The following is a 25,729-nucleotide window of genomic DNA, read 5'->3' on the forward strand; positions in this document are numbered from 1 at the left end:
CTTTTTTGGTTGCAAAAAAAGCGCTAGAGTTTTTACCTGTAGCGGTTCTATTAATTTCCTGGTTTCCTAATTTAATGGATAATTAGAAAGTAATTAGTATTTTATAACTAAATTTTTAGTTATAAAATATCTGAGATGAACAGACTAATTCCATTTCTTGTCCTATTATTAACTTATACTAAAATCTGGAGCCAGGAAGTCAAAAAGAAATTGAACTTCCTTCGAGGACGATACCTTAAGGGGAGTCTATTCCATTGCATCCATACCAACACTTATTCTAATTAATCAACAAGGTGAAATAATTGGCAGATATCGAGGTGCTAGCGATGAAGGTTCCATAGAGGACCTAGAAAAAAAACTGAAGGAGACTATTAAGCCTTAGTTAAGGCCCGTTGGCAATTTGCTGTTTTACGAAAAAATTGGATTATTTGATCTCATGGACTATCTGTTTGTCTATGACAAACTTAGTAAAGCCAAAGATGCACAGATTTGATAGCTATAATTATTAAATCTAATCTTAAAAAGGATATATCTGTGCATCTATGGCAAGGAAAAATTCCTCTTGCTAATTAATTTAGCTAGATTTGTGTTATGGACAAAGTAGTGGCGGAAAATCCTATTGCAGATAAAGTTTTCGAGTTTATTGAGTATACCAATCAATCTATTTTTTTGACAGGTAAAGCGGGTACGGGAAAAACAACCCTGCTCAAACGAATAAAAAAAGAAAGTTCGAAGAAAATGGCCATTGTTGCACCTACGGGAGTTGCCGCAATGAATGCAAAGGGAACCACTATCAACTCTTTTTTTCAACTACCTCCGGGTTCCTTTTTTCCAGGTGATGTTGGTTTGCATAACTTACAGGAAGGCTTTGTTTCCATTCGTTCGGTAGTAAACGATTTGAGTTACACCAACGATAAATTAAAGCTTTTTAACGAACTGGAATTATTGGTGATTGATGAGGTGTCGATGGTGCGTTGCGATGTAATGGATGTATTGGATGCATTGTTGCGTTCTGTGAGGAAAAATAGCAGCCCTTTTGGTGGCTTACAGCTTTTATTGATTGGCGATCTATACCAACTTCCCCCGGTAACCAAACGTGAGGATTGGGCATTTTTAAGCAAGGCATATCCGTCGCCCTACTTCTTTGATTCGATTGTTGTGCGTCAACATCCGTTGTTGCAGATTGAACTGACAAAGGTATTTAGACAAACAGAAGAAACTTTTATCAACATATTGAACGACATCAGAAGTAACCAGATTAATGACGAAAGTTTAGCACTGCTCAATCAACGCTTTGATCCTGAATTTAAAGATAGTCAGGAAATTAATCCCATTATTATTACTTCGCATAATGCAGAAGCCAATTTAATCAACAAGCAAAAGTTGGATGAACTGGAGGGAGAGGTCTATACTTTTGATGCCGAGGTAAATGGCGATTTTAAGGAATTGGGTTTACAGGCAGAGCAACAACTGGTGTTAAAAGTTGGGGCGCAAATTATGTTCATCAAGAACGATACGGGCGAAGACAGAAAATTTTATAATGGAAAAATAGGCAAGATTAAATCGATTGTCCATGATGACATTTATGTTGCTTTTACTGATGAAGAGGAGTTATTACTGCTCACCAAGAGCTCTTGGCAATCATTTGAATATAAATTGGACGATGAAGAACAGGTTTCCCAAAATCAGGTGGGCGAATTTTTACAATATCCCATTAAATTGGCCTGGGCAGTGACCATCCATAAAAGCCAAGGCTTAACTTTCGACCATGCTATTATCGATGCAGGAAAATCGTTTATTGCTGGACAGGTTTATGTGGCTTTAAGTAGGGTAAGAACCTTGGATGGATTGGTGCTAAAATCTAAAATCAATAAGGATAGCTTAAGGTCCAACAATGAAGTGATTAACTTTATGAAACCGCTCAATTTGGAGCAGTTAGACCAAATGAAGGTGGAGGCACAAGAAAAGTTTATCCTACAATTGGTACTTAATCACTTCCGTTTCAATCATATCATTTACGAGCTTAATTTGATTGACAATGACCCAGAAATCAACAAAGCAAATATCCCAATGTTTAAAACCCAACTCTCTGAAATCATTACGAGTGTTTCGGCTTTGGCGATACTGATAGAAAAGTTTCAAACGCAAGTGAAACTTTTACATCAGCAAGGTGGTTTTGTAGAACAGGCAACGCTTCAGTCAAGGATAGTAGCGGCAAACACCTATTTTGCAAAAGAACTGGCTATAAAGGCCCTCAATCCGATATTAAAATTGGTAAGGGTAAAGCCAAAAAATAAAATACAACAACAAATACAACATCAGTTACAAAAAGTAAGACAACAGATCGATAACTGTATCACTTTAATGCACATTGGCTCGGGGTTGTTAGAAGCGCAATTGAAAACGGAGGATTATCAAGAGTGGATTGTTAAACAACGAACCAAGCAAAAGAAAGTTCAGGAGAACAGTTCCAATGCACAAGAAGCGGTTACGTTACAGTTGTTTTAAGAAATCTTAATCGTTAACATGGATGAAAAATCTGCTTACTGCTTCACAAATTAGAGCCGTTGATGCTTACACCATCCAGCAACAACCCATTTCTTCCATTGATTTGATGGAACAGGCTGCTGTGGCTTTCGTGGAAACTTTTATGATGGCTTATCCCAATCAACAACGAGCTGTTTTGGTAGCTTGTGGGCAGGGAAATAATGGTGGAGACGGTCTGGCTATTGCCAGGATATTAAGAGATAAAGGCTTTTCAAATATTCGTGTGTTGTTAACTCAATTTTCCCAAAGCTCATCAGCAGATTACCTGCTCAACCTTGAGCGATTGAAAAAGACGAATCAATCTATTGCTATCTTGACCCGCCCTAATGAGTTGGAACTTTTGAAAGATGAAATCGTGGTAGATGCACTCTTGGGTTCCGGTTTAAATAAACCTTTAAGCGGAGCATATGCTGAATTAGTGTCATTGATCAATGAATCTGGAGCAACGGTTATATCGGTAGATGTACCTACCGGCTTTAGCAGCGAAGGGGAAATACAACAGCCTTATCAGGGCATCAAGGCAGATCTAACCATTAGTTTTCAACTACCAAAAATCAATTTCTTCTTCCCAGAAAGTACCAAAGCTTTGAATAGGTTTAAAGTGGTGCCTATCGGATTAAAGGAAGCTTATATCCAAAGTTTGCCCAGCCATTGGAAATTAATTACCAATCAATTTGTTAACGATACCTTAAAACCCCGTGAAAGTTTTTCCCATAAAGGCACCTACGGACACGCATTAGTCCTTGCCGGTAATACCGAAACTATGGGCGCAGCATTACTTGCCACAGGAGCCTGCTTGCATAGTGGTGTTGGTTTGGTAACCACCTGTATCCCACAAAGTGGCTTAACCGCTTTAAACGTAAGTTTGCCAGAGGCGATGTTTTTAAGTAGAGAAGCACTTCAAAAAACAACATTGAACAAATATCAGGCAATTGCCGTTGGACCAGGGCTTGGTGTGGACAAAGACCAAACCCAATTGCTTGAATATTTACTTGCCCAAAACCAAACTCTGGTACTAGATGCTGATGCGCTTAATATCATTGCCGGTCGCAAAGAGTTGTTGGAGAAAATACCACAAAAAAGTATCATTACCCCACATTTAAAAGAGTTTGACCGCCTGTTTGGCGAACATCAAAACTGGTGGCAACGTGTGGAAACCGCTAGACAAAAAGCCCATGTACTACAAATAATCATTGTCCTTAAAAATCAATATACTTTTGTTTGTTTGCCAACAGGTGATGTTTGCATTAATCCAACGGGCAATCCAGCCATGGCGCAAGGCGGCATGGGCGATGTTTTAACGGGAATGATTACGAGCTTTATGGCGCAAGGACATGCCAGTGCGGAGGCTGCTATTTTAGGTGTATATTTGCATGGTAAAACTGGCGACGCTTTGGCAAAAAGTCACGGTGTAATTTCTGCATCTACGCTTTTCAAAGCTATTCCTAAAATCTTAAAGGAATATGATCAGTAGCAGCTTTTGCAACGGATATTTTTAATTGATATTGTGGTCTGGAGAAAAAAAATAATCGCAAAATTCTCACTTTTCCATTAAAATTACCTTTGTTTTTATATGCTTCTGTAGTGTTTTTGGTGGTTAAAAGCACTTTTTTTTCCGAGAACGATTGCACAGTTTTCTCTTTCTTTAGAAAAAACAATTTCTTAAATCTGTAATAGATTTTGGATAAAGAAGTGTTTTATAGCCTTTTGCATGCGGGGTAACAACACTCCAAAATTACCTGACCAAATTTGTAAACCTAATTGTTATGAAAAAAACTTTACCTTTTTTCGCATGCCTTTGTATGCTCTTTTCTTTAACCTCAAAAGCACAAGAGCTTACCTATAAAGTTCCTGGCCCAGCAACCACTACCACTACCGAAGTAGTTTCTGGAACCACTACCCAAAACAACATCAAGCTTGATTATGAAACCACTGGAGTGGTAGCAGATGGTACTTCTGGCTTTTTTTATTACACGCTAAACAACTCTACCAGAAATATTGCGCTAACCTCATTGTCAACAGGTAATATCACTAAAATTTCTGTACAATATAGAGGTACTGGAAACTCGAGTGTATCGGGAATTACTGTTTCCTATGGTGCAAATGCATCAAGTATTGATGGCACACTAACCCATACCATGGCTGCAGGAGCAACAGCACCTGGCGTATTGGCCGAATTTACCATCCCTAATGGAGGAGCTAAATTTGTGCAAATTAAACGTACTTCTAGCACGGCTCGTTTATATTACGTAGCAGCCGGATTTTCTGACTACACCTTACCATCTGATTTTTTACCGCTGGAATTACTCTCTTTTTCGGCAAAACCTGATGCCCTAGGCAAAACCGTAAACTTGAGCTGGAAAACCACCAATGAAGTGAACACACAAGACTTTGTAGTGGAAAGAAAAGCTGATGACACGGACTTTTCAACAGTAACCACGGTGCTCAGCAAAAATGTAGCAGGCACACATGATTACAGCTTTACGGATAAATCGCCTTTGGCTGGTAGCTCTTATTATCGTTTGAAACAACGTGATAGGGATGGCAAGTATACTTACAGCGAAATTGCCCATGTAAAAATAGAAGGCATCAGCTTAAGTCTGCGCCCAAATCCTGTAAGTAATGAATTGATTGTCAGTCACGACAATGCTAAAAGTGCAGCTGTGTTAAAGGTCGTAGGTTTAGACGGTCGTTCGCTGATCAAGGCCAACGCTAAACAAGGAACCGCTTCTACGACCATTAATGTGGCTGCTCTAACTTCGGGCACTTATTTGCTGGTGTACGAAGCCAACGGACAATCACAATCGCACAAGTTCATCAAAAAATAACCTCTAAAACGTAGCATATTCTGTACCGCCTTTTAAGACGGTATGGGCGTACTATGTCCTAACCAAATCCCTGTTATGAAGAAATTGAAACTATTATTTACGATTTGTCTCCTTTTTTTGCTAGCTCAGTTTTCAAGGGCGCAAACGAACTACTTTACCGAAAGTTTTGAAACTGGACTGCCTACTACTAAACCAACTACTGAGACCTCGGCTAATTTGGTTTCTGGAACATGGGCTGTAAAAGGCGCCTACCGTTCCACTACAAAATGTGATGGAACTTATGGTTTTAGATTTATAGGAGGGGAAAATTCATACGCCATTACCCCGTTGTTTAACAATGGCGTTTCTACACTTACTTTTAATAACAGTAGGACCTCAGTGAGGACACTTACTTTTTATGCCACAACAAAATCAGACTTAGCTACCATTACAGAAGCTGACTGGGTGCAAATTTCTACCGCCACGTCTACCGCCGCTGGCTGTACGGCAGGTTTATATACGGTAAATTTTACCCAAAGTTCGTCTATTTCGGCAGCAGATATCAGAAGAATTAGAATTGTAAATGCCACGGCTAATGACAATGATATTGATGGGTTAACGGTGGCATCTGCTGCCATTACCATTAGTTCCGATGTTGAAGTGATTGCTTTTAAGCTTCCAGGTCAAGTAGGTAATGAAACCATTAACTATGCTGCGGGAACCATTAACATCAATGTAGCTACAGGAGTAAGTTTAACCAATGTAATGCCTAGCACTTTCACTATTTCTAACGGTGCAACGGTTAGCCCTTTGGCTACCGCCGCTCGTGATTTTGCCAACCCTGTAACTTATGTAGTAACAGCTCAAGACGGTACAACCACTAAAAGCTGGACCGTAATCACCACTGTAGTGCAGTCTACAGAAAAGGAGATAACTGCCTTTAAACTTTCTAACAGCCAAATTGGAAATGCTTCTATCAATAGCAATACAGGGCAAATTTTGGTCACCATGCCGCTTGGCACTAGCTTAGCCGCTTTAACGCCTGTTACTTTTCAGGTATCACCATTTGCCTCTGCCAATCCCGCCACTAATAGTGCTCAGAACTTTAGTGCCCCAGTAAATTATGTGGTAACTGCTCAAAATGGCAGTACCAAATCATGGACTGTTACGGTGGCTATTGTTGACCCTAACCTCACTTTTACAGCTTACGAAGCTGAACAAGCGGACTTTACAGGTAAAGTGGATACACAACATACAGGTTTTACGGGCTCAGGATTTATCGACTTTTTAGCAGGTGGTGAAAACCAAATTACTTTCACGGTATGTAACCAACAAGCAGGGGTACAAACGGCAAAATTGAGATACGCTTTTGCTAAGGACGAAAATCGTACAGCGGCCTTGTATGTAAACGATATTTTTGTACAGAATGTCGATTTTCCTCGTACGCCTACTTTTACCGATTGGACTGAGGCCATTGTTTCGGTAAACCTTAATGCAGGGGTCAATAAAATTAAACTGACTTGGGAAACTACCGATGGACCAAATTTAGACCGATTGGATTTATCGGGCGCACAATGTGCTTCCTATACTTTAAACGTAATGACTACTAATGGTGGAACGGTAGCATTAAGTCCAAGCAGGGTAGGCAATAGCTATTTTTCGGGCGAAACCGTGACCCTTTTGGCGGAAGATAAGCCCGCGCTGAAATTAGATAACTGGACAGGAGATTTAACAGGAAATGCCAATCCGGCTACTTTAGTAATGAATAGCAATAAAACCGTAACGGCTAATTTTAGGGTCATCAGTACTTACAAAGTTAACGTGACTACGGTAGGGATTGGTAGTGTGGTACTTAATCCTGCTGGGGGCGAATATGCCGATGGTACACAGGTAACGGTTACGGCAAGTTCTGTACTAGGCTCTACCTTTCAAGGCTGGTCTGGTGATTTAACAGGTAATGCCACTTCACAAGTAATCACTGTAAATAGCCATAAAAATATCACGGCTACTTTTACCGATAACCTGAACATCGACTTCAAACAACCTGTAGGTTTTGCATCCATTACTGCTGATGGTTTTACCGGGCCAACTACAGGAGGCGATGCTGTAGTACCAGGTTTTACCAAAAAAACCATTTATATCAATGGCCCGGCAGAGTTTAATAAACTAGCACAAACCCTTTACAATAGAATAAGATATAAATACATGGACGCAAGTCCGTTGACCATCGTTTTGGAGCCAGGTGTTTATGAAGATGTGACTTTAAGCCCATCAATTAGTGTTTGGGGAAACCATATGCTCGACATTCAGGAGCAGGCTAACTTAACCATCATTGGACGTAAAAATGTGGTGTTTAAATTCGGCATCAATGTTAAAAGAAGTCAAAATATCATCATCAGAAATATTTCTTTTCAAGATTACTACGATGATGGCATTAACATCGGTAACACTGAAACCAACCACATTTGGGTAGACCACTGTACCGTTGGACATCCTACCACAATGCCTACTGATTCGGAACATCCTGATGGAGGGATTGACATTAAAGACGGCGCAAGTTATATCACTATTTCCTGGACCCTTTATCGCAATAGCTGGAAAACAGGATTGATTGGGCACTCTGATAATAATGCAAGTAAAGATGTAGGCCGCTTAAAAGTAACTCACTATGCCAATCATTTTCTGAATACCAACTCAAGGAATCCTAGGGTGAGATTTGGTGAAGTACACGTATTGAACTGTTTAAGTAATGGCGTAAAACTTTATGGAATTGCAGCGGCTATTGGAGCCAATGTACTTGCCGAAAATAACTTCTACCTGAATACACGTTGGGGAATGTACGCCGATAGAACCTCTGCAGATTTTAAAGCTGTTTTTGGCAACAACACCGATGATACTTTTACCTCAAAAACAGGAAATAAGCCCGCCGTTGGTTTGAAACAGGTTGGTAACGAATATGATGATTCTGGTTTGCCGGTGATTACGGCTCAAATTAATCCGGCCATGTTAAATCCTGGGGGGCGATCGGTAAAATTTGATGAGTTGAACCCTGGTAGTGTTTTTGATCCAGCTACTTATTACAGTTACACTGCACTTCCTGCTTCAGTAGTAAGGGTATTGGTGCCTATTTATGCAGGGGCTGATAAGGTAGATTGGTTCCCAGATGTACTACCTCTAGATTTATTGAGCTTCGAAGCTAAAAAATCGGGAACAGCAACAAGCCCTCAAGTAAATGTAACTTGGAAAACAGCTAATGAGCGCAATACCGAAAAATTTGAAGTATTGAGAAAGGGCGACGAAGGAGATTTTGTAGTTGTCAATACACAAACCACTTATAATACTGCAGGCGAACACCAATACAATTTTACAGACCGTACACCTTTATCTGGCAATAGTTATTATCAACTAAAACAATACGATAAAGATGGTCAAACCACTTTTAGCGAAATAAAAAATATTAATCTTCCTGCAATAGCGACCGAATTCCGTGCCTATCCAAATCCTACCAGTGGTTTAATTATAGTAGAACATGCGATTGTTAAAAACGTAGGAACCCTAAGTGTTTATGATACACAGGGGCAGCAAAAAAGTTCGCAGAAATTGACCAAAGGACAAGCGGATACCCGTGTAAACCTCGCTCACTTAGCGAATGGATTCTATATCATCAAAGTAAATATAGACGGGCGGCAACAGCAAGTAAAAGTCATTAAGAAATAAAATCCTAATTCTCGGTACATCAAAGGGAGTGCCCAATGGCTGCTCCCTTTTTCTCCAAATTCATGAACATAAAAAATGAAAAGGCATCTTTTAAAAACAATTTTCGGCATGGTGTTATGCTTGGTAGCCTTTAAGGTAGGGGCTCAATATCAGGCTACTGTAGACCCAAGTGGTGCAGGTAATTACACTACTATTCAGGCGGCATTAAATGCTGCACCATCTAACGCAACATCTCCTTATCGGATATTCATCAAAAAGGGAGTTTATTATGAAAACTTAACCATTGCAAAGCCCTTCATCCAATTTATTGGAGAAGATGTGGCCAAAACCATCATCACCTATAACAACTACAACGGGAAGAATATCCCTGGGGGTGGTACTTATGGTACCGCAAATTCGGCTTCGGTAATCATCAATGCTGATGATTTTAGTGCGGCGCATATCACCTTCGAAAATACGACTGGCGATGCGCCACAAGCTTTGGCGATTAATGTGAGTGGTGATAGGGCCTCTTTCAAAAATTGCAGGTTTTTAGGTGGACAAGATACTTTTCTGTCCTACAATTCTAAATACCCCCAGTCGTTGTACAAATGCTACATTGAAGGCGTGGTCGATTTTATTTTTGGTAACGCCAAAACAGTATTTGACGAGTGCACTATTTATCCGAGAGATAGGGTAGATAATCAGGCAAGCAGTTATATCACGGCTTCTAATACCAGAGAAAGCAAAGGTTTGTTGTTCAGAAACTGTGAGATTATAGCCAATAGAGGTACTACAAAATACGTATTGGGCCGACCTTGGCAAAATGATGCGGCCACGGCTGAACCAAAGGCAACCTCGGCAACGGTATTTGTAAACACCAAAATGAGTAATGTGGTTAAACCAGAAGGATGGTCAATTTGGGATGCGGGTACCGATGTAATTAAAATTATTTACGCCGAATACAATTCCATGGATATGGCAGGAAACCCCTTAAGTGTAGCTTCGAGGGTAAGTTGGTCTAAGCAATTAAACGCTGGTGAAGTTGCCGAGTATTTGGATAACAATGTGGTTTTTAAGGATAGGAATAATGTAGTTTGGGACCCTTATGCTGTTTTTTTGGATGGCAATGCCGTGCCAGCAAATAGGTTGGCTATTTCCAATTTCAAGTATACCAAAACAGGAACCGAGCTTACTTTTAAATGGAATTTAAACTGGCCAGAAAATAATGTGACCTATCGGTTGTATCGCATTACAAATGGTGGTAGCCCAGCTTTGGTAAATGAACAAACCATTACCGGCAACGACGTGAATGTTGCCTATGCACCAAGCACTGGAAAAGAAACGGTTCCCCCATCTATGTCTACTTACGAGTATTATGTAGAAGCCAGTTCTGCAAGTGGAACGGTGCGTTCGGAAAGTGCTACGATAGCTGCAATACCTGTAATGAATTTGACAGGTTCATTGCAAGCATTTAAGCAAGGGATAGATAAGCCTTCGGCAACACAAGTGCTCACACTGAGTGGTGAATATCTACAAACAGATGTTACGGTGACACCTCCTGTTAATTTCGAGGTAAGTGCGGATAACGGCGTAACATGGAAAGGTAATTCGAGCCCGCTATTGCTTACGGTTACCAATGGTTTATTGGCTTCCAAATCTGTTTTGGTGCGTTTAAATGCAAGTGCTGCGGGGCTTTATTCGGGGAATGTGACCTTTGTTTCTGGAACGGGCAGTCATAATAAAAGCATTGCTGCGAGTGGCGAAACCTTAAATCAGCCTTTGGTAAATAGCAAAGGTATCGCAAGCCTCAATTTTACTCAAAATGTGAATGCTTCTTATTTAAGAGAGGGCGTGACCTCTGCTACCTTGGATTTAAAAAGTTATATTTTATCTAGCCAAGCAAGTGGGAATAATGTGCCTTTCTCTATTGCTTCGGGCGTACAATTTGCACCTGCCGCTGATGGCGGGAGCTGGCAAACCGACAATGGCTTAAAGAACATGACTGATAAGACCAAGCACATTGAAATCACGGTAAAACCAAGTTCAACGTACGAGATAAGAGCAGATTCTATTTTGTTTAACTTGGCCGTTTTTAATACTACTGGAAATTTCGCCATCGAGTACTCAACCGATAATTTTGTGACCAGCACACTATTGAAATCTGGATTGTTAAACGGGAGTCCTTTAGTGGTTACTGGTAGCTATCCAACTTTCGCAGATGGCACTTGGCTATTGGACAATCAGAATACAGGCGCAAAAAGATATGCTTTTGCTTTAAACGGTGCCGCCGGTGTAATGATATCGCCTAGTCAGGAACTAAAATTTAGGCTATACTTTAGAACTGGAAGTTCAAGTGCTACTAGGTATGTCACCCTTAAAAATGTAGATATCAAAGGAGATGTTGGGCTAGCGGCCAAAGAAGGAGATTACAGAACGGTTAGCAGCGGCTCATGGTTAGATTCCAGTATTTGGCAAAAAATGGTGTCTGGCATATGGTCAACAGCACCAACCATTCCGCACTTTGGTACGGGACAAACTTCTTTTATTCAAGCTAATCACACCGTGATTGCTCCTAATGGCACTGATTTAACCACTGCACAAAGTGGCTCTTATGGGTATGTCAATTCCATCGTGGTAAGAGACGGTGGTAAGCTGATTGTAGAAAATGGTAAAACTTTAAACATTCACCGAGACCAGCTTTATCAAATAGATGGCGAGTTTGAAAATAACGGTATCGTAAATAACGATGGTAAATATGATTTGATCATTAATGGTTCGGTAACCAACAACGGTACCCTAAAAGTTGACCAAACAGGAAGTAATGTATTCATCAAAGGAAAGCTTACTAATAAATCTTCAGTGAATTATAATTATGTAACCGTAAAAGATGGCGGAGTTTATGAGCATGCAGCCAATTCAAACACCATGCCTGCGGTAATTACTTTCGAAGATGGTTCTACCTTTTTGATTTCGGGAATTACAACTTCTCAAACGGGAATATTGAAAAACACAATGAGTTATTATAACGTGATTTGGAACAATACAGGGCAAACCAATTATTATGCTTTTCAGGGGAATTTAACAGCTAACATACGCGGTAAATTTACGGTAAACAGTACAGGAACTACTTACCTGGCTTTATTAAATACCAATGGGACTATTGGCCTGGGAAGTTATGAGCAAAATGGGGGCAGAGTAGTTGTGAGAGAAAATGGGACGGTAAATGCAATATTGAATGTAGCAGGTGATTTTGTGGTGAATAGCGGGACATTCGAATCAAACTCGGCTGCCTCGATAAAATTGAATTTGAAAGGAACAACGGGCATATATAAGTATAACGATGCCACTACTTTACTGAAAAACCTAACCATTGATGTGGTAGGGAACTATATGCTACAATCGTCAGTGGTTTCAGACAACCTCACGGTAGAAGCCGGAATTTTAACCTTAGGTAATAACTCATTAACCGTAAATAGTATCACCAGAGATAATACCGCAACAGGTTATGTCATCACCAATGGAACGGGCAGTTTGATTGTGAAAAATATAGGTTCCACTAATACCCTAATTCCGTTGGGAACCAGTGTAGGTTATTCGCCTTTAAACATTAGCAATACGGGAACCAGCAATGATTTTTCAGTAAGCTTAAAAACAGGGATAGATAATACTCTACCATTTAATCCTTCCAACTCGGTAAACCTGCAATGGAATATTACGCCATCAGGTGCAGGAGCAAATGCTAATCTTCAGTTTCAATGGACTGCTGTAAACCATAATGCTGGCTTTTCAGCCAGTTCACCTATATCCGTAGCCAATTATCATGCAGGTGCTTATGTGGGTTACGCCGCTACGCTTGCTGGCACTAATCCTTATACCGCTACCATCAATAACATTAGCCAGTTTAGTCCATTTGTGGTAGTTAACGATGGTGTGTTGCCTTTGGATTTACTTTCTTTTGAAGCAAAAAAATCAGGTACAAATACCAACCCGCAGGTAAGCATTAATTGGAAAACTGCTAATGAGAGAAATACGGATAAGTTTGAAGTATTACGTAGGACCGAAATTTCAGCATTTGAAGTGGTGAATGTACAAAGCTCAAAAAATACGGCAGGCGAACATCAATATAGCTTTATAGATCGCTCGCCATTAACGGGCAAAAGCTATTATCAATTAAAGCAATATGATAAAGATGGAAAGGTAACTTTTAGCGAGGTAAGTTTGGTAGAAATCCAAGATTTGGGAATGAGTTTAGCCGCTTATCCAAACCCAACGGAAAGTTTAGCCACACTTAAGTTTGCCACCTTATCCGCAAATAGCGAAGTGGTGGTTTATGATCTGCAGGGGCGAAAACAAATAAGTCAATGGGCTAAAAAAGGGGAGAATAGCACTACTTTGGACTTCAGTAAGCTTCCAAAAGGTTTATACTTCATCAACCTCTTTAACGAGGGTAATAAACAGACACTTAAAATCATCAGAAAATAATTAAGGGCTTGCCATTGCTGGCTTTGCTTTTTCTGCAGTAAATTTCATCCCATTCTAAATCAACAAACGAAGGAGCACCTCTGGCAATAATGCTAGGGGTGTTTTTTTGTGAATAGAATCTAAAGTAAGGCGAGGGCTAGGTATTTTGTAATTTTTCATGATCTCGAGCCTCAGTAAAGCCTCTTCGTTCTGCTAAAAACGGGACTATTTGGTATGCACTCTTACGTGTCTATGTGGTTGTTTTTTTTACCAAAAACTTTCTAAATGAACCACATAGGCACATAGTAAACTCAATGGTATCAACAATGAATAAAAGTTTATCTGCGAAGCGGTAGTAAAGTAAATACTAGCAAAATACCTAAGGAACACGGTCTTTATCCCTTGCTCCTTATTCTTTAATCATAAAAAACCTGCTCTTACGCTATTCCTTCAATGTCAAAAAGGTGTTTTTCTGCGTGATAAGAAGAACGTACCAATGGACCACTTTCCACATATTTCAAACCTTTTGCCAAACCTACTTCTTTGTATTTAGCAAATTGGTCTGGATGGATCCAGTCAACAACAGGATGATGAGCTTTGGTAGGTTGTAGGTACTGTCCTAAAGTTAAGATATGTACACCATTCGCAACTAAGTCATCCATGGCTTCAAAAACATCTTCCTCTGTTTCACCTAAACCTAGCATGATACCAGTTTTAGTGCGTAAACCAAATTCCGAAATTCTTTTAAGGCATTCCAAGCTTCTGTCGTACTTCGCTTGAATACGAACCTGTCTGGTCAAACGTCTAACCGTTTCCATGTTGTGAGAAACAACCTCAGGTCTTTCTTCTAAAACTCTGTATAGATTATCCCATTGACCTTTAAAGTCAGGGATTAAAGTTTCTAGGGTAGTGATTGGGCTTTCACGTCTGATGGCTTGTAAAGTTTCTGCCCAAATAATAGAGCCGCCATCTTTTAAGTCATCACGGTCAACCGAAGTAATTACGCAATGTTTTACACCCATTAACTTCACCGAATTGGCCACTCGGTTAGGTTCATCGGTGTCAACCGCCAAAGGACGGCCTGTTGCTACAGCACAAAAAGAACACGAGCGGGTACAAATGTTCCCCAAAATCATGAAGGTTGCTGTACCTGCACCCCAACACTCGCCCATATTAGGACAATTACCGCTTTCGCAAATGGTATGCAGCTTATGCGTATCCACTAAACTTCTTACTTGTGCATATTCTTTACCCACAGGTAATTTAACCCTTAGCCAATCAGGTTTACGTGCTTTTTCGGTAACTGGCGCTACAACTGGAAGTTCAATCATAATACAAAGTTAAACAATCTTTATTAATTGTTGTAACGATTGAATGTTGGTAGCTTGTAATGTTTAATTGACGATTTGCAGATTTATCCTCAATTATGGGTTGTTTGAACTTGTGGGAAGGGTGATGTAAAAGGTAGTGCCTTTTCCCAACTGACTTTCTACTTTTAAGCTGCCATGATTTTGAACAATCATGTCTTGGCATAAAATCAACCCAATGTGGTAGCCCTTTTCGCCCGCGGTACCCGTGTTGGGCATATGGGCTAAGTTGAATAGATTTTCCAAATCAATGTTGCTAATACCAGGGCCAGTGTCGCGAATGGTACAAATAATGTTTTCATTATCCAATATGGCTTCAAAAACAACCTCGTCATTAGCATTGCAGAACTTAATAGCGTTGGAGAGCAAGTTCCTAATAACCACATGAATCATATTCATATCTACAAAGGCCAGCGCTTCGGTTGGCACATTGTTTTGAATCTTGATTAATTTTGTCCTAATTTGGGATTCCATCAGTTTAATATTGTGGGCTATAATTTGATGGAGCCCTACATGAATAGGGTTAACCGTAATGCCGTCTAATTGGCTTTTTGACCATTCCAACAGATTGTCTAAGAAAGAAGCCGTATTGTAAATGGTGTCTTCCAATCTACTGAGTAGATCGCCAAGTTCCTCCTCGTTCAAATGGCCATTGCGGTACAATTCAAAAAGCCCTTTTAAGGAATTGATTGGAGCCCTTAAATCGTGCGAAACGATGGAGAAGAACTTGTTTTTTACGCTGTTGAGTTTTTCAAGTTCCACATTTTGAGCATTCACGATTTCCATTTGAGTTTTCAACTCCTCGTTAACTTCTGCAATTTCTTGTTTCTGCTTTTGAAGCAACATGTTGGCATTTTTATTCTGCGAGTTTCGCTTGTAGTACAGTAGCAATAAAACGGCAACAATCAGTAGCAAAATGGTGATAATGACAATAATAATTGCATAATCAGTAATTTTTTCGGTGATTTTCTGATTGTGTTTTTCTAGATTTTTATTGTCGGTATTTACCCTGTTCAGATCGTTTAAAATAACCTCTTTCTTGGTTCTTGAATTATTGAGGCTATCATTAATAGCCATATAATCAGCTTGATGTTTTAAGGCTAGGTCAAATTTTTTCTGTGCCGCCTCTATCTTTACCAGATTTTCAAGGGCCTGTACTACTAGAGTTTTCGATTCAGCTTCCTTAGCCTTTTCGAGTGCAAGCTGAACGTTTTCTTCTGCTTTTTTATAATCTTCCAAATGCAGATAGGCATGGGAGATAGACATTAAAACAATAGCCTCTTGATATACATTCTTCGTTTTTCGGTTGTTTTCCAACGCAACATTCAAGTGAGCTAAGGCCTGTTCAAATTTGTTGGTGTTGTTCATCACCAAACCGATGCCCCAATTGCTAAGGGCAATGCCGTTTAAGTCGCCTATTTTTTCGCGAATGGCTAAACTTTGTCGAAAATACTCCAACGATTTTTGCTGATTACCAAGCTTTCTGTTTGAATTGCCCAATGAAAAAAGTGCATTGGCCAAGCCTGTCTGGTCATTTGGTGTTTCCCTTACGTTGTCTAATACCTGATGAAAATAAGCATCCGCTGTTTTATACTCGCCCAAATCAAAATAAAGCGAGCCCAAGTTCATGATGCATTGATTAATGCCTTTCTTGTTATTGAGCTTTCGATAGATTTTTAATGATTCTTCATAATGTTTTGCCGACTCTTTTTTCTTATCCTGACGGTCTAAAATAAAACCAATATTTACATAGCCGCGAGCAATTCCCGAGAGATAGTTGCTTTCTTTGGCTATTTCGTGACCTAACCTAAAATAATATAAGCCGCTGTCTAGCTGACTTCTTATCGCATAGGCAATCCCCATATCCAAATAGGCATTTGAAACGGAAGAATCGATGTTGTTTTTTTTGGCCAATTGCAGGTATTGATTGGCGTAGTAGAACTTTTTTATTGGGTCAACTGAAGTATAGGCTGCAGATAGCTTTCTCAAAATTTTAATTTGGGTAGTATCGGGGCTGTTTTTGTCCCATTGGCTTATCAAATCGTCAATTTTGGAAGTTTGCGCCTTTGCCATAACGCCAATACAAAGCATGAGCATGCAAAACAGCAAATGTTGTTTTTTGGCGGTGCTAGGCATCATAAAGAGGTTCTTCGTTTGTTTGGGGAAATACTCGATAAATATAAAAAAATATTCCTTGAATGTGTGAAGAAAACAGAGAGCCGAAATTAACTGAGAAAATAAATTAATTTGTAATGATTTGATAACTAGAAAGAAATAGCCTTTGCTTCGTGTAGGTAAATGGAAATTATAGGTTCATTTCAAATACCTTTTGCTCCTTGTTGCTAATGAAACCCAACGTTTGGTAAAAACGGTGACTTTCTATACGAATTACGTTGCAGCGGACACGCATGATAGAAATATTTTGATGACGACCCCAATGTTTACTGGCTTCAATAAGCTTTTTACCAATTTGTTGGCCCCTCATATGTTCGTCTACCACTAATCCTGTTACTTCTACAAACAAGGGGCTCTCTACCCTAAGGCAAACTAAGCAATGTAGCCAGCCAACTATTTTGTCATTTTGTTTGGCTATGAATACGGCATGGTCGTTTAGCTTTACAATTTGTTTTAGCCTGTTGAACAGAAGAACCGTATCATTTTCATATCCCAGTTGATTACTTAGGACATGAATTTCAAGTGCTTGGCTTTCGGTAACTGTATTGAGTTGAATGATCTCCATTAGGAAATGAGTTTTAACATGCGCTCAATAAAGTTAGCTAATGGTTTTCGCTCTTTTAGCCAATTAAATGAAAATATACCCACAAGAGCAGTGGTAATGCCTGCCAATACATCTGCCAAATAATGATGGCTGGTGTAAACCGCGGCAAACCATATACCTACCATGACTATCACGAAGAAGATATTGGCTTTTTTAAATTTACCTTTAAAGGCATAATAAACCACAATAAGTGGATAAGCGGAGTGTAGTGATGGCATGGCCGCAAACACGTTTGAGCCTTTAGCGTAAATTGATTTGAAGAGTTCGATGTTAAAGAAATAATCAAAACGAGCTAAGCCTGCAGTATTTCCAGGAGTACCCGCTATAAAGTCAAAACCATGCTGTTGCACATACCAAGGCGGGGCAGCAGGATAGAGGTAGTACACCACAAAGCCCAATAAATTTGCCCAAACAAAAGTAAATAGAAAATATAAGAAGTGTTTTTTGTTGGTAAAGAACAGATAGGCGGCAAATGCTAATGGAACTGGAATCCACATCAGGTAGAAAAAGCCTGTTAATACATCTAAAAATGCGTTGGTATGTAACAACCAATACTCATTTGGGGTAAGCACTAATTTACCTTGCTCTATACCAAAAATACTCTTTTCAAAATTGTAAAGATCTGCAATATGTACTGGATTGTAATTATAGTTGGGGAAGGCCTTCATATAGTCATAGATAATCCAGTACACAATGAAAATGGAAAAGCCTATGATGAATTTTCGAGTAATAGCCGATAAGTAATACAAAGCGTTAAAAATCCCAATTAAAACCAATTGGTCAGTTTTGTAGCCCACTAAAAAATAGGAAATGATGAGGTAAAGTGCCGAAATGCCGAGCGTTAATGGCAGGTCTTTCTTTAAGTTTCTTTTTAGTTCCTCAGAAGGAATATCTGACGTCATTATTTTGTTGTTTGTTTTATTAGGGCTTGTTATTCCCTCTCTGCCCTTTGGGGAAGATGGCATAGCCAGAGTGGGTTGTGTTAATCGTTTTTCTTTTCAAATCCCGACCTGAATATCCCATCCCAAAACATCCAGCTTACTCCAAAACCCTTAGAGGCATCTTGGTAATGATGTAGCATATGGTGATGTTTTAATGTTTTCCAAAATCCACTTTTGAAATTGGCATGATGAAGCGCATAATGTACCATGTCGTAAAATAGATAGCCACCAATGAAACCAATAAAAAATGAATAGACTTTGGTGTCTGGCAAAAGCCAATCGAACAGAAAATAAAAACCTAAAGCTAATGGAATACTTGCCGATGGTGGCATAACCAAACGGTTCGCATCATTAGGATAGTCGTGGTGTACCCCATGGAAAATAAAATGGATGCGTTTGCCCCATTTACTAGTTGGGTAGAAATGGAAAATCCAACGGTGTAATACATACTCGGTAATGGTCCAAATGAAAAGACCGAAAGCCAACCATCCGAAAAATTCTAACACCGGCGTGTTTACGTCAAACAGTGCTTTCCATGCCAAGAAAAAAATCAAAGGGACATAAATAAGTAGGGGCACATAATACTTTACTTTCGAAAGCGGCTCTAGCAAGTCGCTCTTAAACATTCTAATAGATTCCTTAGAGTTTGAAATAAAATTCTTTGCCATGATCTTACACTTTTATTCTTTCGGTCACCGCCTTGCTAGGGTTATTGGCCTCGTAACCTTTCAATTCAACATATTTTACATTAGGTAGCCAAAATGAACCACCCTCAATCCTCAAGAAGATTCTGTCCAACAAAATCTTTTTATTATTGGCGGTTACGTATACATGATATTTTTTATCTACCGTAGACTTGGTAAGCAATAAAGGGAATTTTTTGTAGGATACGAAACGCAGCTCAAAATTTCCGTTACCGATATCTTTGGTTTGTATGCCATAAGCAAATTTACGTTGGATATAATTCAGGTCTTTTTTCCCTTCCTTATCTGCGTAGCGCATCCAAAATACATTTACTGGTTTATCTTTGATAGGCTGACCATCTTCATCCAAATTCAATTGGCAGATAATGGTATTGATGTTCGGGTCGCGTTGTACATAAAACAACTGATTGTCGATGTTTTTGGGTACGGGGAAAGTAAGTGGTGATGGGTCGCCATCTGGTACTTGCTGTGCTTGTAAGTTTGCAGAAGTTCCAAAAGCTAAGCCAGCAAATAAAACGATGCCAGCTACCAAAGCTGCTTTGTTCTGATTGGCTTTTAGGAAATCCTGTGCATCTAAAGCCTTTTTAGCTTCTCTTAGCCTGTTCACCGCAGTAATATTGGTCAATACCGCCATAATGGCAATAGGTAAAGTGAAAATAGTCATGGTTTCGAACACATGGAACTTAATGCCAGGAACAAAAACTTTGTAATCTCCACCCAAGAAATTATAGGCAATACCGCAGGCAATGGCAAAAACACCAATGGTGACTACACGTTCTGGACGTTGCATTAAACCGCCTTTGCACTCTACACCTAAACCTTCGGCACGGGCACGGGTGTAGCTCACCATCATAGAGCCAATCAAGGCAATGAAAGCAAATAACGAACTTAAAAAATAATGGTGCGAAATGAGGTAATAACAAATACCCAAAAACATCACCATTTCGCTATAGCGATCTAATACAGAATCATATAGTGCGCCAAATTTCGAGCTCATGTTACCCAAACGAGCCACTTGGCCATCTAGCATATCAAATAAACCAGCAAATAGCACTAATGCACCAGCCCAGCCCACGTATTCCAATTCTCCACGGTTAGCTTTCTCTGCCCCCATGATAAAAATAACAGCTACACCAATATTCAATATCAAACCAATAGTGGTTACCATATTGGGTGTAAGCCCAATTTTAATCAATCCTTTTACAAAAGGATTGATCACTTTATAAATGCCTTGTTGAAGGTTATCTCTTAGCTTCATCTTTTAAATGTTATAGCAAATATGTTTTTCGTCATTTCGACTGGAGCGCAGCGGAATGGAGAAATCTTTCAACTTGCTTAAAGATTTCTCGACTACACTTTGTTTCGCTCGAAATGACGTACTTTCCATATTTAAAAGTCAAGTTTAACTCGCGTTCTAATTCCCCACTCAGAAACCTCTGGGTTATTGAGATAGTTAAATCTTTTAACCAAATCTACCCTAATTAGTTTGAAAATATTGCCTAAACCAACGCTACCTTCCATATAAGGTTCCTTGTTTAAAGAGTAGGTCCTTTGCATCCCGTTTTCGTAAGTAGGCATTTTATAGATGCCTGTATTGGTCTTCTCTGGATTGTTTTCGTCTCTTAATCCCCCGTAAATGGCTTTGAACGATATAATTTCACGCAATTTCAATTTATTTAACAAAGGTATCTTATTTAGAAAAAATCCGTTAAAACTATGGTCAATATTTATACTTGCGTAATGGTCACTCACAAACTCAAGGAAGTTCATTAAGTTGTATGAATTCAGTTGGTAAGCGTAGGTTTGGTTGGCACGATGTACCGCTAATAAAGGGAAAGGTAATTTTCCAGAAATATAACCAGCCTCTAATCGTACGTCGGTAAATCCTAATTGCGATACATAAAAACGCTTGTCTATGCTACCCATAATATTGTGGTAGTTGTACTCACCACCCAAAAGGCCTTTAACGCCCATGGTATATTTTAAATTATAGATAGGGTACCTGTCGATAATAGGCGTACGATATATTTTGCCTTGATAGAACTTCTCATTCTTAGCGTATCTCAAGCCCACACTAAACTCGCTAGTGGTTAACCTATTGATATTAGAGTTGCTGCCAGCATCACTGTAAACAAGTCCTCCAGCAGGTGTTTGCGACCATTTCTTGAAACCAACGGTATAAGAGAAACGATTTTCAAACTCCCTTACATAATCTACACGATAAAAATCATTGTAAAGTAACATGTCGTTTACACCACGTTTAAACGATAGTAAAAAGTTGTCTTCTTGTACAAACTGTAGTTCCTGCCCAGGTATTTTGGTATCTCTTTGAAAACTGGCCCTGATGTAGTTTTGAGGGAATTTGTAAATGGATTTGTTGTTCAAAGAATAAGTGGCCGATAGGAAAAATTTCCATTTTTCATCCTTAAACCCATAAGCAGCATAATTTTCAAAATAATATCTTTTGCTCAATTCGGGCGTGGTACGTCCACCCAAACGTAAACGGAAACCTTCTACATTGTTGAAGCTATAAAACGTATTTACAGGGCCAATTTCATAAGGTCCCAAGTTTTGATAACCTGCAAATAGCAAGGTTACGATTTGCATGGTACGTTTAAAAGAAGGTAGGTTCTGTAGGGTATCAATATTGCCATAAATTTTCAGTTGCTTTTCGGGAATCGAATCCAAGCGATTTTTCTTCCAAAAATCATCTGACCTTTTTTCTGCACCGGCAAGTATCTCAATTTTTTTGCCTGAGAAAACGGTATCTGGAATTTCAATATTGGTCTTGTACTCTTTATAGTTGACGCTACGTTCGCCAGTAAAGCCCAAACCTTTGTTTTTATTGATTCCAAAATCTGCAATAAGCGTGCTTTTGCTGAGGTAGTAACGTTTATCTACGTTCTTTTCAAAATCCAGATCAATTTGCATCGCCCTTACAAAGTTAAGGTTGATGTTTTTGTTCACCCCAAATGAAGCCCTTTGTACGGCATAGTTGCCATCCATGGTAATGTATATTTTTCCTTCGAACAACATGTCGCCCTTGTTGCGAGGCGTAAAAGAAAGTTCAATTACATTAGGGGTTTGATTCTTTAAGGTATCGGTAATGAAGAACTTATAGAAAGTTGGCGAAGAATTGGCGATAGGGCTCAAAAAATCGTTACTCATTACAGAGATGTTGTTGTCGTAGATATTGATATTTTGGTACATTCTGTCGAAGTAGGCTTTCATTCCTTGATTATCAATGTACCTATTGTCAAATTGTACTTGCTTTTCGGCCAATACAACCGTTTTGCTTTTATCTGGAGAGAAACTTAAATATTGATCGGCCAGTTTCTCCTGGATATAAATAGGAAGTAGGTTTTTACCACCAATTTGTGTAGAATCCTGTTCTTGGAAAAGAAATTGATAGTTCCTGAACATGCGTTTGTTCCTGAATTTCTCAGAGATATTGCTCATGGAGAACAACATCTTTTCGTATTCCTTATACTGTACCGTTTCGTAGGCTTTGGGTTGGTTTTCGTTTTTGTGTTCAATCACCTGCCTGATCAATTCAACTGCTGGGTTGTTCTTGTTCGAATATCTTCTCTTACCCGCTATAATGGTCACTTCATTCAACGATTGGGCATTGGATTTTAGAAGCACATCTAGTTTTTGGGTTTGCCCCACCACAATGTTCTTTATTAAAACCTCGTAGCCAACATAATTAAACTTAAGCTGGTTGTAATCTTCGTTGGTGCTGATTTTGAAATTCCCATCAATATCGGTTTGGGTACCAATACGAGTGTCGTTAAAAAAAATCGACACATAAGGGAGCGTTTCCTTAGTTACAGCGTCTCTAACGGTTCCTGTAATGATGGTTTTTTGGGCAAATGCCGTTGATACACCCGTTACAGTAGCACCTAAAAAAATTAGTGCATAAATTAATATTTTATATGTCTTTTTCATTTTTACTGCGTGAAAATGAATTGCTTCTGCATGAAGTAATTGTAAATAGTACCGATTAACCCAGAAACGAGAATCTTCGAAAGCATATAGTTAATGCTTAAAAAATGAGTGAGTATGTAAACTCCTGTGGTGACAATGATAAGATTGCCGCACCACACCAAAATGTACTTCACAATTTGAGGCCTGATGTCTTTATTGCTAGAATTAAAGACCCAATTACGCCCCATGTAGAAGTTTACACAGCCCCCAACAACTGTTCCTGTTACACTTCCTGCAACATACCAAACCCCCAAAAAGCTCACACAAAACCATGTGGTCAAATAATCAACCAACGTTGCCGTTAGTGACGAAGCTTGTGCTTTTAAAAAGGTTAACATTTTCTTTAAAATATGTTGAAGAAAATTATTATCTGCAGGACGATATTTGCATAAATACCCGACAAAACATCGTCGGCCATTACGCCCCATCCACCCGGCCATTTTTCCAGCTTGCGAATACCTAGAGGTTTAAGAATGTCGAAAAATCTGAACAATATTAAACCAGTTACTACATATTCAATGGTTACTGGAACAAAAAGTAATGAAATGCACATCCCTGCAACTTCATCTATAACCACTCGGTTATGGTCTTTGCCCCAAAGCACTTCTACTTCGTTTGAACTTCTAATTCCTTGTAAGGTAATTAACAGGGTAATTAAAGCCGGGGCAAGCTTCGGTTCATATTGGCCTGCCAGGAAAAAGTACCATAATAGGCAGGTGAAAATAGCGGCATAAGTGCCAGCTCCCTTACCTATATACCCAATTCCCAGGCTGGTTGATATGATTTTGTGAAATATCACTGTTTCAATTTCTCAGGGTTTAAAGTAATTCACTTTCTATTTTTTTTAACGGCTCAAAACTATGGAAACTTTTTTTAAACCCAAAGTTTCCACGCAAGTTTTTTGGGTGTCAAGGAGTAAATTACAATTTGCAGACAAAAAGATAATGCTTTGAAAAACAGCTTAAGTAACTTGGAAATTACCTAAGCTGTCTTACTCTTTGGGCCAGCAAAACCCTTAATTTTATTTAACTAGTTTTCTTCGTAATAATCAAGTCCCAAATGAGTGATCAACTCTTCACCCATGATGTAACGTAATGTATTATGTAATTTTTCTAATTGTTTAAAGATATCGTTCTCTGGACGCAATCCCTCTTTAGTTTGAGGAGATTTCAAGTAGAACGATAACCACTCTTGGATGCCACTCATGCCAGCACGTTTAGCTAAATCCGAGAATAAAGCCAAGTCTAAAACGATAGGTGCAGCTAGGATAGAGTCGCGGCACAAGAAGTTGATCTTGATTTGCATTTTGTAACCCATCCAACCGAAGATATCGATGTTATCCCAGCTCTCTTTATTATCACCGTGAGGAGGATAGTAGTTGATACGGATTTTGTGGTACATATCACCATACAAATCAGGGTTTGCTTCAGGCTTAAAGATATCTTCCAATACCCCTAATTTAGATACTTCCTTAGTTTTGAAGTTATCAGGGTCATCCAATACCAAACCGTCGCGGTTACCTAAGATATTGTCCGAAAACCAGCCACGTACACCTAATGAACGTGCCATTAAACCTGGTGCCAAAACAGTTTTCATTAAGGTTTGACCAGTTTTAAAATCTTTACCAGCTACTGGCGTTTGGGTTTGTTTAGCCAGTTCTAACATTGCAGGAATGTCAACAGTTAAGTTAGGTGCTCCGTTTGCATAAGCATAACCTAATTTCAACGCTGCATAAGCATAAATCATACTTGGTGCAATGTTCGCGTCGTTGTCTTTTAAACCTTGCTCAAAAGCAGCCAAAGTTTGGTGAACAGCACTTGGCTCTAAATAAATCTCTGTAGAACCGCACCATACCAATACAATACGCTCGCAATTGTTTTTAGCTTTAAAGTCTTTGATATCTTCAATGACTTGTTGAGCCAAATCCCATTTTGTAGCAGCTTCCTTAACGTAAGTTCCGTCTAAGTTTTTAACGTAGTTTTTGTCGAATGCAGCTTTGTAAGGTTTGATGGCCTCTAACTCATCTTTGATGTCATACAAAAGATGTCCATCAATAACCTTTGCTTTCATTGCAGCATCGTACACATTATCTTCATACACATCCCAACCACCAAATGCTAAGTCTTCTAATTTCGCTAGGGGAACAAAGTCTTTAATTAACGGCTCGTTATTGTCTGTTCTTTTACCAACACGGATAGTTCCCATTTGTGTTAAAGATCCAATAGGTTTAGATAGACCTCTTCTAGCAGCAACTACACCAGCAATCATGGTAGTAGCTACAGCACCTAGGCCAGGCATCATGATACCTAATTTCCCATTAGCTCCTTCTACTTGCTTTTTCATTATTGTTATTTATTATGTGTTTATATCTATTATTAGTATTTAGTAATGAGTACCTAGTATTTAGACTTCGTACTTTAAACTTTTCACACGCAAC

The 25,729-nt window shown here is 39.2% G+C and carries 15 protein-coding genes; 5 read left to right on the plus strand and 10 right to left on the minus strand.

Annotated elements, in window-relative coordinates; translation table 11 throughout:
• Positions 1-591: 591 nt before the first annotated feature.
• The 5 genes from ABDV71_RS04845 to ABDV71_RS04865 all read left to right on the plus strand — a co-directional run bounded on the left by ABDV71_RS04845 (position 592) and on the right by ABDV71_RS04865 (position 13,535).
• Positions 592-2,508, plus strand: coding sequence for an AAA family ATPase (locus ABDV71_RS04845; RefSeq protein WP_343531296.1), 1,917 nt, complete (start codon positions 592-594; stop codon positions 2,506-2,508).
• Between the two features lie 22 nt (positions 2,509-2,530).
• Positions 2,531-4,021 carry an NAD(P)H-hydrate dehydratase gene (locus tag ABDV71_RS04850; RefSeq protein ID WP_343531297.1) on the plus strand — a complete coding sequence of 497 codons (1,491 nt, stop codon included), beginning with the start codon at positions 2,531-2,533 and terminating at the stop codon, positions 4,019-4,021.
• A gap of 292 nt (positions 4,022-4,313) precedes the next feature.
• Positions 4,314-5,375, plus strand: a complete 1,062-nt coding sequence (locus ABDV71_RS04855; RefSeq protein WP_343531298.1) for a T9SS type A sorting domain-containing protein — start codon at positions 4,314-4,316, stop codon at positions 5,373-5,375.
• A 75-nt stretch (positions 5,376-5,450) separates the two neighbouring features.
• Entirely contained in the window at positions 5,451-9,071 is a 3,621-nt protein-coding gene (locus tag ABDV71_RS04860; RefSeq protein WP_343531299.1) for a T9SS type A sorting domain-containing protein, read from the plus strand.
• 75 nt (positions 9,072-9,146) lie between these two features.
• Positions 9,147-13,535, plus strand: coding sequence for a pectinesterase family protein (locus ABDV71_RS04865; protein WP_343531300.1), 4,389 nt, complete (start codon positions 9,147-9,149; stop codon positions 13,533-13,535).
• A 416-nt stretch (positions 13,536-13,951) separates the two neighbouring features.
• Here the strand turns inward: ABDV71_RS04865 and lipA are convergent, their stop codons facing one another.
• The 10 genes from lipA to ABDV71_RS04915 form a co-directional block, all read right to left on the minus strand.
• Positions 13,952-14,845 carry a lipoyl synthase gene (lipA, locus tag ABDV71_RS04870; protein WP_113662079.1) on the minus strand — a complete coding sequence of 298 codons (894 nt, stop codon included), beginning with the start codon at positions 14,843-14,845 and terminating at the stop codon, positions 13,952-13,954.
• A 93-nt stretch (positions 14,846-14,938) separates the two neighbouring features.
• Positions 14,939-17,020, minus strand: coding sequence for a tetratricopeptide repeat-containing sensor histidine kinase (locus ABDV71_RS04875; protein ID WP_343531301.1), 2,082 nt, complete (start codon positions 17,018-17,020; stop codon positions 14,939-14,941).
• A 166-nt stretch (positions 17,021-17,186) separates the two neighbouring features.
• The gene (locus tag ABDV71_RS04880) at positions 17,187-17,621 is read right to left on the minus strand and encodes a GNAT family N-acetyltransferase (protein ID WP_343531302.1); all 435 of its coding nucleotides are present in this window, start codon (positions 17,619-17,621) and stop codon (positions 17,187-17,189) included.
• Entirely contained in the window at positions 17,621-18,562 is a 942-nt protein-coding gene (locus tag ABDV71_RS04885; protein WP_343531303.1) for a phosphatase PAP2 family protein, read from the minus strand. The genes ABDV71_RS04880 and ABDV71_RS04885 overlap by 1 nt, the downstream gene beginning before the upstream one ends.
• An 80-nt stretch (positions 18,563-18,642) precedes the next feature.
• A complete protein-coding gene (locus tag ABDV71_RS04890) occupies positions 18,643-19,269 on the minus strand; it encodes a sterol desaturase family protein (protein WP_343531304.1) in 627 nt (208 codons plus the stop codon).
• Between the two features lie 4 nt (positions 19,270-19,273).
• A complete protein-coding gene (locus tag ABDV71_RS04895) occupies positions 19,274-20,563 on the minus strand; it encodes a DUF4833 domain-containing protein (RefSeq protein WP_343531305.1) in 1,290 nt (429 codons plus the stop codon).
• Between the two features lie 131 nt (positions 20,564-20,694).
• Positions 20,695-23,253: a DUF5686 family protein gene (locus ABDV71_RS04900; protein ID WP_343531306.1), complete on the minus strand. Its 2,559-nt coding sequence runs from the start codon at positions 23,251-23,253 to the stop codon at positions 20,695-20,697.
• Positions 23,254-23,255: 2 nt separating this feature from the next.
• Complete coding sequence (locus ABDV71_RS04905; RefSeq protein ID WP_343531307.1) at positions 23,256-23,630, minus strand: GtrA family protein; 375 nt, start codon at positions 23,628-23,630, stop codon at positions 23,256-23,258.
• Between the two features lie 5 nt (positions 23,631-23,635).
• Positions 23,636-24,091: a phosphatidylglycerophosphatase A gene (locus ABDV71_RS04910; protein WP_343531308.1), complete on the minus strand. Its 456-nt coding sequence runs from the start codon at positions 24,089-24,091 to the stop codon at positions 23,636-23,638.
• 230 nt (positions 24,092-24,321) lie between these two features.
• Complete coding sequence (locus ABDV71_RS04915; protein ID WP_343531309.1) at positions 24,322-25,635, minus strand: inositol-3-phosphate synthase; 1,314 nt, start codon at positions 25,633-25,635, stop codon at positions 24,322-24,324.
• Positions 25,636-25,729 lie beyond the last annotated feature (94 nt).

Source organism: Pedobacter sp., assembly GCF_039594775.1.
Lineage (GTDB): Bacteria > Bacteroidota > Bacteroidia > Sphingobacteriales > Sphingobacteriaceae > Pedobacter.

Excerpts from the sequence above, each read along its gene's own strand:
- ABDV71_RS04845 (WP_343531296.1), top strand. The coding sequence starts at position 592 with ATGGACAAAGTAGTGGCGGAAAATCCTATTGCAGATAAAGTTTTCGAG.
- ABDV71_RS04850 (WP_343531297.1), top strand. The coding sequence starts at position 2,531 with ATGAAAAATCTGCTTACTGCTTCACAAATTAGAGCCGTTGATGCTTAC.
- ABDV71_RS04855 (WP_343531298.1), top strand. The coding sequence starts at position 4,314 with ATGAAAAAAACTTTACCTTTTTTCGCATGCCTTTGTATGCTCTTTTCT.
- ABDV71_RS04860 (WP_343531299.1), top strand. The coding sequence starts at position 5,451 with ATGAAGAAATTGAAACTATTATTTACGATTTGTCTCCTTTTTTTGCTA.
- ABDV71_RS04865 (WP_343531300.1), top strand. The coding sequence starts at position 9,147 with ATGAAAAGGCATCTTTTAAAAACAATTTTCGGCATGGTGTTATGCTTG.
- lipA (WP_113662079.1), bottom strand. The coding sequence starts at position 14,845 with ATGATTGAACTTCCAGTTGTAGCGCCAGTTACCGAAAAAGCACGTAAA.
- ABDV71_RS04875 (WP_343531301.1), bottom strand. The coding sequence starts at position 17,020 with ATGATGCCTAGCACCGCCAAAAAACAACATTTGCTGTTTTGCATGCTC.
- ABDV71_RS04880 (WP_343531302.1), bottom strand. The coding sequence starts at position 17,621 with ATGGAGATCATTCAACTCAATACAGTTACCGAAAGCCAAGCACTTGAA.
- ABDV71_RS04885 (WP_343531303.1), bottom strand. The coding sequence starts at position 18,562 with ATGACGTCAGATATTCCTTCTGAGGAACTAAAAAGAAACTTAAAGAAA.
- ABDV71_RS04890 (WP_343531304.1), bottom strand. The coding sequence starts at position 19,269 with ATGGCAAAGAATTTTATTTCAAACTCTAAGGAATCTATTAGAATGTTT.
- ABDV71_RS04895 (WP_343531305.1), bottom strand. The coding sequence starts at position 20,563 with ATGAAGCTAAGAGATAACCTTCAACAAGGCATTTATAAAGTGATCAAT.
- ABDV71_RS04900 (WP_343531306.1), bottom strand. The coding sequence starts at position 23,253 with ATGAAAAAGACATATAAAATATTAATTTATGCACTAATTTTTTTAGGT.
- ABDV71_RS04905 (WP_343531307.1), bottom strand. The coding sequence starts at position 23,630 with ATGTTAACCTTTTTAAAAGCACAAGCTTCGTCACTAACGGCAACGTTG.
- ABDV71_RS04915 (WP_343531309.1), bottom strand. The coding sequence starts at position 25,635 with ATGAAAAAGCAAGTAGAAGGAGCTAATGGGAAATTAGGTATCATGATG.